At 65.2% G+C, this 11,985-nt stretch carries 10 protein-coding genes; 7 read left to right on the forward strand and 3 right to left on the reverse strand.

Translation table 11 applies throughout. From position 1 onward, the window contains the following. Window positions 1–179 precede the first annotated feature (179 nt). On the forward strand, window positions 180–1,247 hold the full coding sequence (locus tag AC3WUT_RS13180; RefSeq protein WP_492347522.1) for a porin: 1,068 nt from the start codon (window positions 180–182) through the stop codon (window positions 1,245–1,247). A gap of 147 nt (window positions 1,248–1,394) precedes the next feature. Here the strand turns inward: AC3WUT_RS13180 and AC3WUT_RS13185 are convergent, their stop codons facing one another. Next, the gene (locus AC3WUT_RS13185) at window positions 1,395–2,321 is read right to left on the reverse strand and encodes a LysR family transcriptional regulator (RefSeq protein ID WP_492347523.1); all 927 of its coding nucleotides are present in this window, start codon (window positions 2,319–2,321) and stop codon (window positions 1,395–1,397) included. A 284-nt stretch (window positions 2,322–2,605) separates the two neighbouring features. Here AC3WUT_RS13185 and AC3WUT_RS13190 point away from each other — a divergent pair, with 284 nt between their 5' ends. From AC3WUT_RS13190 to AC3WUT_RS13215, 6 genes are read left to right on the forward strand one after another with little or no spacing between them, the layout of a single operon-like run. After that, a complete protein-coding gene (locus AC3WUT_RS13190) occupies window positions 2,606–3,466 on the forward strand; it encodes a fumarylacetoacetate hydrolase family protein (RefSeq protein WP_492347524.1) in 861 nt (286 codons plus the stop codon). Window positions 3,467–3,478: 12 nt separating this feature from the next. Then, the gene (locus AC3WUT_RS13195; protein WP_492347525.1) at window positions 3,479–5,557 is read left to right on the forward strand and encodes a hydantoinase/oxoprolinase family protein; all 2,079 of its coding nucleotides are present in this window, start codon (window positions 3,479–3,481) and stop codon (window positions 5,555–5,557) included. Continuing rightward, on the forward strand, window positions 5,554–7,341 hold the full coding sequence (locus AC3WUT_RS13200; RefSeq protein WP_492347526.1) for a hydantoinase B/oxoprolinase family protein: 1,788 nt from the start codon (window positions 5,554–5,556) through the stop codon (window positions 7,339–7,341). Before AC3WUT_RS13195 ends, AC3WUT_RS13200 begins: the two co-directional genes overlap by 4 nt. 8 nt (window positions 7,342–7,349) lie before the next feature. Beyond that, entirely contained in the window at window positions 7,350–7,718 is a 369-nt protein-coding gene (locus AC3WUT_RS13205; protein WP_492347527.1) for a hypothetical protein, read from the forward strand. After that, entirely contained in the window at window positions 7,715–8,779 is a 1,065-nt protein-coding gene (locus AC3WUT_RS13210; protein WP_492347528.1) for a CobW family GTP-binding protein, read from the forward strand. Before AC3WUT_RS13205 ends, AC3WUT_RS13210 begins: the two co-directional genes overlap by 4 nt. Window positions 8,780–8,822: 43 nt before the next feature. Continuing rightward, the gene (locus tag AC3WUT_RS13215) at window positions 8,823–9,797 is read left to right on the forward strand and encodes a Bug family tripartite tricarboxylate transporter substrate binding protein (RefSeq protein ID WP_492347529.1); all 975 of its coding nucleotides are present in this window, start codon (window positions 8,823–8,825) and stop codon (window positions 9,795–9,797) included. A 99-nt stretch (window positions 9,798–9,896) separates the two neighbouring features. On the opposite strand, the gene AC3WUT_RS13220 is transcribed toward AC3WUT_RS13215, so the two are convergent. Both AC3WUT_RS13220 and AC3WUT_RS13225 read right to left on the reverse strand, forming a co-directional pair. Then, on the reverse strand, window positions 9,897–10,898 hold the full coding sequence (locus AC3WUT_RS13220; protein ID WP_492347530.1) for an NADP-dependent oxidoreductase: 1,002 nt from the start codon (window positions 10,896–10,898) through the stop codon (window positions 9,897–9,899). A gap of 93 nt (window positions 10,899–10,991) precedes the next feature. Continuing rightward, entirely contained in the window at window positions 10,992–11,969 is a 978-nt protein-coding gene (locus AC3WUT_RS13225; protein WP_492347531.1) for an alpha/beta fold hydrolase, read from the reverse strand. Window positions 11,970–11,985: the final 16 nt, after the last annotated feature.

Raw genomic sequence — 11,985 nt, forward strand, 5'->3', positions numbered from 1 at the left:
AACCGGAGCGCCCCCCAGCCATGCCTGCCGGGCGATGGCTGATTTCTCCGATTGACCGCTACCGGGATGCGTCTGCCGAACCTAGAGTCTGTCGGTCTGGCCCGCTTCATTGAAATGCGGTGCAGGCGGCGCAAGCCCTGCATCAGGCCGGAGAACCTCAAAAAAGACTGGAGACAAAATTGAAAAGATTCGCAATCCCGATGGCGCTGTGCGGGCTGGCGCTCAATGCGGCCGCGCAGAGCTCGGTCACACTGTATGGCGTTCTGGACACCACCGTGCAGCGGGCCTCGCAAGGCAGTGCCAGCATCACCAGGGTTTATGGAACGGGCGGAAACCAGTACAGCCGCCTTGGCGTTCGCGGTACGGAAGACCTCGGGGGCGGCCTGTCGGCTGGGTTTGTGCTGGATGCCGGGCTCAATATCGCCAGCGGCATTGGCGGTGCGGCCAGCACCGACAACACCACGGCGGGCACGGCCGGCGGGCTGGTGTTCAATCGCCGGGCCTCGCTCAGCCTGATCTCGCGCGACTGGGGTGAAGTGCGGTTGGGGCGCGGCTTTGTGCCCAGCTATTGGAACCTGATCGTGTTCGACCCCTTCGGCACCGCAGGGGCGGGCGGCATCATCAACACCGCCCAGAGCGCGCTGACCCAGGTGGCGACGGTGCAGACAGCGGTGCGGGCCTCCAACTCGGTGGGCTACTTTCTGCCAGAACTCCATGGCGTCTACGGCGAGTTGATGAAGGCGGTGAACAACACGCCCTCGACTTCGACCACACCCGACAACGGCAACTACCAAGGCATCCGCCTGGGCTATGCCCGCGATGGCCTCAATGTGGCCGTGGCCTCGGGGCGTACGGCGCTGGCCAATGGGGCGGTCAGTGCGAGCAATGTGGGGGCCAGCTATGTGATCGGGCCGGTCACGGCGTCGGCCCTCTATTTCGCAGACCGCAAGAATGCCGTGGCGGGGCCCAACCGGTCCAACGGCTGGATGCTGGGGGCCCAGGTCAAGGTGGCCACGGGCTACATCCCGCTATCGCTTTCGAAGATCTCCGACAACTCGGCCTCTGGGCGTTCGGCCCAGCAACTGGCGGTGGGCTATGTGCATGAGCTTTCCAAGCGCACGGCTGTGTATGGCACCTATTCGCAGATTCGCAACCGCAATGGGGCCGCGCTCAGCGGAGGGGGCGTGACAGGGGTGGCCAACGCGACCTGGACCGGCATGGACTTCGGTATTCGCCATTCTTTCTGAGGGGTGCAGCCACCCAGGTTTCAATGCGAGTGGCTATTGGCATGGCGTTCCGCCCGCTTGGCCCGTTTTGGCCCGACCTTCATGAGGTTGGGCCATTTTTTATGCCACGGCGCGGCCACACCACAGTCCTTGAAAGTTCGAGCAGCGTCATCCAACCGCGTTTGAAGCGTTCTGGTTGTAGCCCAGCACGGCGCCCTTTTCCTTGATGATCTTCGAGACCGCACGCAGGGCCTGCGTCAGCTGCCCCTGTTTGGGCAGGGCCAGGGTGACATAGCGCTTGAGTTCGGGGTCGATGATCTTGGCCGCCTGCAATTTGCCGCAGCGCAGTTCCTCCTGCACCGCAAACGGCCCGAGCAGTGCGTACAGGTCATTGTTCTCGGCCAGGATTTCCTTTTGCATGCGCAACGAGTCGGCCTCGATCTCGGCTTGTAAAGAGAAGCCCTGGCTGCGCGCCGATTCATCGAGGATGGACCGCCAGTGAGAGGGGCGCCTGGGAAGCACCAGCGGCAGGCCATTGAGTTGCTGGAACGAGACCGTGCCGGCCTGGGTGAGGGGCAGACCGGGGCGTGACACCAGGTAGGTGTCTGCCGTGGCCAGGTGAATCTCTTCCTGGCCGCGGGGCGGCTCGTAGCGGAACAGGATGGCCATGTCCACGGCGCCGGTGTCGAGCATGGCGTCCAGCTCGCCGCCCTGACCCTCGCGCACGTTCAGGCGGATCTGCGGGAAGGACCGGCGCAATTCGCTGAACACCTGGGTCATCAGCGGATGGGCCGCCGAAGGCAGGATGCCGATCTTGACGTCGCCCATCGGCACCCGGGACAGCTGCTGGAAGTCGGCAAACATCTCCTCACTGTCGCGGATCCAGATGCGCACCCGGCGCTCCACCGATTCGCCAAACTCGGTCAGCACCACCCCCCGCCCGGTGCGGCGGAACAAGGCGCCGCCGCATTGCTTTTCCAGCTCGCTGACCTGGCGGCTGATGTACGACTGGGCGGTGTGGCGCTGCGCCGCCACCTTGGTCAGGCTGCCGGCCTCGACCACTTCAAGGAAGAGGCGAAAGTCCTGGATGTTCATCGGTGGGTCCCTTGCCAGCCCCTTGGGGCCAGGCGCAATGCCATGGGTTGGACAGGTGAAGCTCGGGCGTGCGCCGCCCGGCAGCCCTGCCTGCCTCGTGGGTGGCTTCAGTTCAGGGCGCCTGGCGAGCCTCTGCCGAACAGTTCAACGGCCCGATTCTGGCGGCATGGAGGCGCTTTTAGGTATGACTATATAGAGATATCTGAAAGACATAAATTGCATCTATCTGGATTTCACGGTGAAACCTACAGTCTGCCGTCATCGATGTACCGCAAGGAGACCCCGTGAAACTCGTGAGCTTTATTCAAGACGGCCAAGCCCGTTATGGCCTGATTCAAGGCGAGGCCTATGTGGCCCCTTCGGCCGGTTTTCTGGCCCGCTTCCCTGATCTGAAGGCCGTGCTGGCAGCGAACGCCTTGGCCGAACTGCAGGCGGATGTTCAGCAGGGTGGCCAGCGTGTCGCCCCGGCCCAGGTCCAGGCCCAAGCCGTGATCCCGGCGCCGGGCAAGGTCATCTGCGTTGGCCTCAACTACAAGACCCACGTGGCAGAAACCAAGCGCCCCGACAGCGAGCACCCCTCGCTGTTTCTGCGCTTTGCCGATTCCCTCGCGGCCCACGGCGACGAGGTGCTGCGCCCCGAGTTCTCGGAGCGCTTTGACTGGGAGGGTGAGCTGGCCTTCGTGATCGGCAAGGGCGGGCGCCACATCGCCGCAGCCGACGCGTTCGACCACATTGCCGGCTACACCTGCTTCAACGACGTGAGCGTGCGGGACTGGCAGCGCCACACCCACCAATTCACGCCGGGCAAGAACTTTCCGGGCACCGGCCCGTTGGGCCCCTTCCTGCTGACGCGCGATGAAGTGCCCGACGTAGCCCAGCTCAGCCTGCAGACCCGGCTCAATGGGCAGGTGGTGCAGCACGCCAGCCTGGCCGACCTGATTTTCGACATTCCCACCATCGTGGCCTACGTGTCGCGTTTCACCCCGCTGTCGCCCGGCGACGTGATCGCCACCGGCACGCCGGGGGGGGTGGGGGATCGGCGCGAACCCCCGCTGTACATGAAGGAGGGCGATGTGGTCGAGGTGGAGATCACCGGCCTTGGCGTGCTGCGCAACCGAATCGGCACTGACCGCTCTGCCGGCTGAACTGGAGACCCCATGACATCCAAACCCCAATTGCGCATTGCTGTCGACATCGGCGGCACCTTCACCGACATGGCGGCCTTTGACGAAGCCAGTGGCCGCCTGCTGTTCGGCAAGGCCTTGTCCACCCACGGCGAGCTGGTCACCGGCATTCAGGCCACGATCGACAGCGCCAAGATCGACTGGCGTGACGGCCACCTGTTTCTGCATGGTTCCACCATTGCCATCAACACGCTGCTGGAGCGCAACGGTGCCAAGACGGCGCTGCTGATCACCGAGGGCTTCCGTGACATCTACGAGATCGGGCGCGTCAATCGCCCGGACGCCTACAACCTGTTCTTCAACAAACATCAGCCCCTGGTCAAGCGCTCGCTGCGCTTTGAGGTGGCCGAGCGCCTGCGTGCCGACGGCAGCATCCACAAGCCGCTGGACGAGGCGGCCGTGCGTGAACTGGCGCGTGAGCTTAAGGGCGAAGGCATCGAGGCCGTGGCCGTGCTGTTGCTGCACAGCTACCGCAACCCGGCGCATGAGCAGCGCGTGAAGCAGATCCTTCAAGAGGAACTGCCAGGCTCCTTTGTCTGCGCCTCGCATGAGCTGAGCCAGGAATACCGCGAGTTCGAGCGGGTCTCGACCGCCGTGGCCAATGCCTATGTCGGCCCCCGGGTGTCAGAGTACCTGGGCCAGCTCGAAAGCCACCTGGGCGAGCAAGGCTTCGAGGGCGATTTCTACATCGTTCAATCCACTGGTGGGCTGTTCCCGGTGGAGCACGCCAAGGTGGGCTGTGTGCGCATGCTCGAATCGGGGCCGGCCGCCGGGGTGATCGGTGCCCAGGCCATCTGTGCCCAGCTGGGCATGGGCGATGCCATTGCCTTCGACATGGGCGGCACCACGGCCAAGGCCGGCGTCATCAGCGAAGGCCGTCCTTTGACCACGGGCTCGGCCCTGATCGGTGGTTACGAGCGTGCCCTGCCGATCCAGATCCCGATGATGGACATCCATGAGGTGGGCACGGGCGGTGGTTCGATCGCTCGGATTGAAACGGGTAACGCCCTGCGCGTGGGCCCGCAAAGCGCCGGCTCCATCCCCGGGCCGGTGGCCTATGGGCGTGGGGGCACCGAGCCCACGGTGACCGATGCCAATCTGGTGCTGGGCCGTCTCGACGCCGACAACTTCCTCGGTGGTGAACTCAAGCTCGATCTGGCCGGTTGCCAGCGCCAGATGCGCGAGCGCATCGCCACGCCGCTGGGGCTGGATGCCACCAAGGCGGCCGACGGCATTCTGCAGATCGCCGTGACCCAGATGTCGCATGCCGTGAAGGCCGTCACGACCGAGCGCGGCCTGGACGCGGGCAGCTTCACCATGGTGGTCTACGGTGGCGCGGGCCCCTTGCATGCCTCGGCGATTGCGCGCGAGATTGGCATTCGCAAGGTACTCATCCCCTATGCCCCGGGCTATTTCTCGGCCTACGGCATGTTGTTTTCTGACCTGCGCTACGACTACGTGCGCTCGGTGTTCCGCAAGCTCAACGACGTCTCGTTTGACGAGATCGAGGCGGCCTACCAGAAGATGGAAGACGAGGGGCGCGCCGCGCTGGCCCAGTCCGGGGTGCAGGCCGATGGCGTGGTGATCGAACGGGCCGCCGACATGCGCTACGTGGGGCAGGAGCATGCCGTGACGGTGGATCTGCCCCTGGCCTTCTTCGAGGGCAAGGACCGGGCCGCCATCAAACAGCAGTTCGATCAGCTCCACCAGGTGCGCTACGGCACCTCGGCCCCCCAGGAGCCTGCTGACCTGGTGAGTTTGCGCGTGACCGTGCTGGGCACGATGAAGAAGCCGCCCAAGCACAGCGTGGCGCAAGGCGCTGCGAGGCCCGAGCCCGCGGCCGTGCGGTCCATCAAGCCGGTTTACTTCCGATCCTCGGGTTGGGCCGACACACCGGTGTACCTGCGCGATCGCCTGCTGGCAGGCAACGAGATCGTGGGCCCGGCCCTGATCGAGGAGCACGCCTCCACCACCGTGGTGCAGCCGGGCGACTCGCTGCGCGTCGACGAACTTGGCAACCTGCAAATCGAGATTGGGAGTGACCGGACATGAACACCAGCGCTGAGCTCAAGACCGTGGACCCGGTCACTGTAGAGATCATCCGCAATGGCTTGTATGCCGTGACGGAAGAGATGAAGACCAACCTGACCCGCACCGCCTACAACCTCATCATCTATGAGGCTCTGGATTTCACGGTCGGGCTGTTCACCAAGGAGGGCGACACCGTCTCGATCGGGCTGGGGCTGCCGATGTTCATCCGCGGGATGTCCGAGACCGTGAAGGCGAAAATCAGGCACTTCGGGTACGAGAACATTCGCCCCGGTGACATCCTGGTGACCAATGATGCCTACACCACGGGCAGTCACCTGAACCACTTCACGTTCACGATGCCGGTGTTCCATGAAGGCCGTCTGGAAGGCTTCACCTGCTGCATGGCGCACTGGCTGGATGTGGGCGGCACGCTGGGCAATGTCACCACCGACATTTTCAGCGAGGGGATCCAGATCCCCATCATGAAGTACCAGCGAGAAGGTGTCGTCAACCAGGATCTGGTGGACATCATCGCCATGAACGTTCGGCTCGCCGAGCGGGCGCTGGGCGATCTGCGGGCCCAGATCACGGCCATCACCACGGGTGAGCGCCGCTATGTCGAACTGCTGCAGCGCTATGGACCCCAAGCCGTGAACGGGGCCATCGCACAGATCATGGACTCGAGCGAGGCCGTGGCCCGTCAGAACACCTTGTCGATTCCCGATGGCGTCTACGAGGCTGAATCGTTCATGGACGACGATGGCCTGGAGATCGGCAAGCGCATTCCGATCCGCGTCAAGGTGACGGTGTCCGGCGACGAGATGACGGTGGACCTGTCGGACGTCAGCAAGCAGGTGCGTGGCTTCTACAACTCAGGTTTTACCACCGGCATCGCCTGCGCCCAGGTGGCCTACAAGTGCCTGACCACGCCCACGGATTACCCGGTGAACGATGGCTCGTTCCGACCGCTCAAGGTCATCATGCCGATGGGCACGGTCATCAGCGCGGAGCGCCCGTATCCGATGCGGGTTTGGATGACCTTCCCGATGACGGTGATCGACACCATCTTCAAGGCGCTGGCACCGGCCATTCCTGATCGTTCGATTGCCGGCCACCATGCCGATCTGGTGTTCCCCAACATCCATGGCATCAGCCCGGAGGATGGGCGCCTGTTCATTGTCGGCATCGGCCCACTGGGCGGCGGCTGGGGCGCCAAGAGCAAGGAGGACGGCGTATCGGTCACCGTCTGCATCAACGATGGCGACACCCACAACAGCCCCACCGAGCAGCTGGAGGCCAAGTACCCGGTGCTGGTCGAAAAGTACGAGATCCGCCGTGACTCAGCCGGTGCTGGCCAGTACCGGGGGGGCCTGGGGGCCGAGATGGTGGTGCAGGCGCTGTCGCCCTTCACCGTCACCACCCGGATCGACCGCGTGCATTGCAAGCCCTGGGGCCTGGACGGGGGCGGCGACGCCATGGGCAACGGGCTGGCCGTGCGCCACAAGGGCGAGTGGAAGACCGACCACCCCAACGCCAAGATCTTCAACGTGCGCCTTGAACGTGGCGACGCCTACAAGATGCTGTCGGGTGGCGGGGGTGGCTTCGGCAACCCGCTGGCGCGCGATCTGGAGAGCGTGGCCGAGGATGTGCGCGAGGGCTATGTGAGTGCCGAGGTGGCGCGCCAGGTCTATCGTGTGGCATTGGATGCACGGGGCCAGGTCGATGCCGAGGCCACCCGGGCCTTGCGCGCGCAGCCTCCCGGCGAGGTGGCGACCACCGACCCCGTGGCCTGGGCCGGCCAGTGAGCCTCGCCATGGCCGAAGAGCAGCGGATGCAGGCGGCCAGGCTGGTGAGCCTGTGGAGCGAGCTGGCGATCCGTCACGTGGCCCTGGGCATGTCCTGTGGTTGCGGGGCGGGGGGCATCAGCCTGCGCCTGGAGGACTTCGAGCTCGACATCGTCGACTACCTCGAGGATGCCGCGTTGCGCAGTGATCTGCCCGCGGTGGCCGCGTACTTCCGCAGCCATCAGGCTGCGGGCTGGCCGCCTTCACCCCTGCTGGTGCTGTTGCAGCAAGCCAGCGAGGGCGAGCTGCCTGCGCCGGTGTGCGACTGGGTGCTGCCCCGCATCGACAAGACCCTGACCTCGTTCAAGGCGCTGCATGGCGGGGGGACCGGAACATGAACGGGCACTTCTCTGCCCTGCTGCAGGCCCAGGCACAGCCTTTGGGGCCTCGGGTGCCGGTCAGCGTGCTCACCGGCTTTCTGGGCAGCGGCAAGACCACGCTGCTGAACCGACTGCTGTCGTCTGCCGACCTGGTGGGAACCGCCGTCATCGTCAATGAGTTTGGTGAAACCGGCCTGGACCATGAACTGCTCACGGCTGCCTCAGCCGACGACGTGGTGCTGCTGCCCAACGGTTGCCTGTGTTGCGCTGTTCGGGGTGACTTGTTGAAGGCACTCGGAGCCCTGCTGGACCGCCCTGGCCACACGATCCAGCGGGTGGTGATCGAGACCAGTGGGCTGGCGGAGCCGGGCCCGATACTGCGCACCCTGATGATGGACCCTGTGCTGTCGCAGCGCTACCGATTGGGCACGGTGCTCTGCACCGTCGATGCCGTGCTGGGCATGCAAAGCCTCGAACAGCATCCCGAGGCCCTGGCCCAACTGGCGGCCGCCGATGAGGTGTGGCTCACCAAGCTGGACCTGCTGCCTGACCCGAGCGCTACAGCGCCCTTGCTGCAGTGCCTGGCACAACTCAACCCGGCAGCCCGCGTGCGGCAGGCTGACCGAAGTGATATGGAGTACCTGCTGGCGCTCTTGCGCAGGCAGCTGCTGGTGCCCCGGCCCGATTCCGCCGAACCCGGCAGTCCTCACTTCTACCACCCGGTAGCGGCAGAGAGCGACCCGCCTGCGCACCTGTCGGATGTGCAGAGCTTTGTGTTGGTGCGCCATGAGCCGCTCGACCTGGAGGGCTTTGCCCAATGGCTGGATCTGGTAGTGGCGTCGCAGGGCGAGAAGCTGTTGCGCTTCAAGGGCCTGGTGCAGACGGCGCAGTCGCCTGGTACGCCGATGGTGGTCCATGCCGTGCAGCACCTGTTCCACCCCCCCGAATACCTGCCGGCCTGGCCTTCTGAAGACCACAGCACCCGCCTGGTGTTCATCACACGAGGCATGGACCGCGAGGTGCTCGAAAGCACCCTCGACGTGATGGCCCGACGCCGCAGCCGGCGCAGACCGGTGTGAACAACCGGCTTGACCTGATAGCGTGACAACCCTGGAGACAAGAATGAAGACATCAAGAAGACAGATGCTGGGCGCCTTGGCGGGCCTGGCCAGCCCGATCCTGGCCCAGGCGGCCACCTTTCCCGAGCCCGACCGCCTGTTGCGCATCGTCGTGCCGTTTGCTGCCGGTGGCGGTGTGGATTCCGCAGCCCGCCTTCTGGCCCACCAACTGGGCAAGCAATTGGGCTTGCCGGTGATTGTTGAGAACCGTGCCGGCGCCAGCGGCACCCTGGGGGGCAAGTATGTCCAGACTGCCGCTGCCGACGGATACACCCTGTTGTTCTCAGCGGCCACCCACATCTACGCGCGCCAGGTGCTGAAAAACCCGCCTTACGATCCGCAGGCCGACTTCGCACCGATTGGCCGCGTCGGCGAAGCGCCCCTGATGCTGGTGATCGCCCCCGACCTGGAGGCCAGAAAGCTGTCAGACGTGCTGGCGGCTGCTCGCGCCAAGCCGGAGGGGTGGACAGCCGGCATACCCGCAGCGGGCGCGCCCAGCCATCTGGCCACCCTGCTCATGGCACGCATGGGGCAGCTCAAATTAACGTACGTGGCCTACAAGGGCACGCAACCGGCTCTGGTGGATGTGGCCGGGGGCCATGTGGACATGCTGTTGGATTCCATGATCTCTTTGCTGCCTTTGGCCAAGTCGGGAAAGGTCAGGCCCATTGCGGTCACGTCGAACAAGCGCAGTGCATTGGCCCCTGAGGTTCCCACCCTGGCTGAGAGCGGGCTGGGCCAGTATGCCTATGCCTCCTGGTATGGCGTCTGGGCACCTCGCGGTACGCCGCCTGAGCGGGTGATGAGCTTGAACAAGGCCATCAATGCGGCGGTGGCCGAGATTGGCCGATCAGGCGGCTACAGCGCCTTGGGCATTGAGCCGGTCAGCGAGACGCCGGAGCAATTCAAGCGCTTCATCGCCTCAGAAGTGCTGCAAGGAAGCGAGCTGCTCAAGGCCGCGGGTTTCAAGCCTGAGTGAGCGCGCGGCCTGACGCAGCTGAGTGGCTTGGCGCCCAGGGCGCAAGCCGACTGTTGGCTGGTGTGGCCCCGGGGGCACAACGCGGGCCCTGGCGCGGCCTCACCTGACCTTCACCACCACCTTCCCTTTCGCCCGCCCCTGCGCAAGGTAGTCCAAGGCCTCCTTGGCCTGGTCAAAGGCAAACACCTTGTCGATCACGGGCCGGATGTGCCCGGCTTCGAGGAGCGCGCCGATGTCTGCAAGCTGGTGGCCGTCAGGGCGCACGAACAGAAAGCCGTAATCCACGCCCTGCTTTTTGGCCAGCTTCCGGATCTTGCGGCTCATCAGGCTGAACACGAAGCTCAGGATGAAGTTCAGCTTCTTGGCCTTGGCAAAGGCCACATCCAGGGGCCCGATGAGCGAGACGATCCGCCCCCCGGGCTTCAAGATGTTCAGTGATTTTTCGATGGCGTCGCCCCTGATGGTGCCCAGCACCGCGTTGTAGCCGCTCAGCACCTGGTCGAACGCCTGCTTCTTGTAGTCGATGATCTCGTCGGCCCCCAGGTTACGAACGAGTTCGACGTTGCCCGTGCTGACGGTGGTACCCACCTTGGCGCCCCAATGGTGGGCCAATTGGATGGCCAGGGTGCCGATGCCGCCAGAGCCTGCGGGGATGAACACTTTCTGGCCGGCTTGCAGGTTCATGCGCTCTTTCATGGCTTGCCACGAGGTGAGCGCCACCATGGGGATGGAGGCCGCCTGAACGAAGTCGAGGTTGGCTGGCTTCAGCGCAGCGGCGCTCTCGGGCACGGCGGCCCACTCGGCGAGGCTGCCCTTGCCCGTGTCGAACAGGCTGGCATAGACCTCGTCACCCGGTTTGAAGCGGGTCACGCGGCCGCCGACCTCGACCACCACGCCCGCCAGATCGCTGCCCAGGGTGGCCGGCAGCTTGAAATGCAGCACGGGCTTGAAGGTGCCGGCAGGCACCATGTTGTCGATGGGGTTCAGGCCGGCGGCGTGAACCTGCACCAGGATCTCGTCGGGCTGCAGCGCAGGTTGCGCCACATGCGAGAACCCGATGTCGGGCGATTTGCCATAGCGTTTGAAGGTGAGTGCTTTCATGTTGGCTGGGGCCGCCGTGAGGGCGGGCCGTGCTCCGGTGATGCTTGTGGTGAGGGGCAGGTGACTGGGTGGTGGGGGGCGAAGCCTGCGGCCTCAGTTCGCCAGAAAGGCCAGTGCCTGGGTCACGAAGTCTTCGTGGTACTGAAAAATGCCACCGTGCCCCGCATCCGGGTAGATGATCAACTGCGCATGGGGCAAGCGCTTGGCCAGGTCGTAGGTGTTGCGGGTGGGCACCATGCGGTCGTCGTCACCGTTGACCACCAGCACCGGTTGCTGGATGGCCGAGAGGTCGGCCGGCCGCTTCTGGCCCCAGGTGGCCAGGGCCTGCAACTGGGCTACGTAGGCCCCGATGGCGATGTCGGCGTCACGCTGCTGGCTGCGCTCTTGCAGGCGGGCCAGAAAGGCCTGGCCTGCCTCGATGCCTTTGGCGCTGCGCGTGAAGAACAGGTATTGCTTCGGATCCTGGCCGGTGAGGGTGGCCCGGATCAGGTCGTAGTTGGCCACCCCGGCCACGGCACTGATGCCCTGGCCCCCGGCCGGGCCTGTGCCCGCCAGAATCATCTTGCGAACCCGCTGCGGCGCTTTCAGCACGATTTCTTGCGAGATCATGCCGCCCATCGAGAAGCCGAGCAGATCGACCTGCTGGAGGCCCTTGGCCTCGATGAAGCGGATGGCGTCGTCGGCCATCTGCTCGATGGTGTTGGCCGGGGCGCCGGTGGAGGCGCCCACGCCCCGGTTGTCGAAGGCAATGACGTGGTGCCTGGCGGCCAGCCCGTCGACGATGCGCGGGTCCCAGTTGTCGAGAACGGCCGCCAGGTGGGCGAGCAGCAGCACGGGCGTGCCGCCGTTTTGCTGGCCGAGTTCACGGTAGGCAAAGCGCACGTCGCCGGCCGTGAGGGTTTGCGTGGGCACGGTCTTCCAGGTGGGCTGCTGCAGCTGCCGGGCTGCGGCTGGCGTCGCGGGGCTGGGCTGCGCTGGCAATGATGCGGGTGCGGCCATCACGCTGGTGGCAGCCAGCACGGCCGACAGCGCCAGTGCCTGGAGGGGTGATTTCAATCGCTGGTTGGACATGACGCTGTTCCTGGTG

Source organism: Curvibacter sp. EU05-FHT14A10, assembly GCF_058791075.1.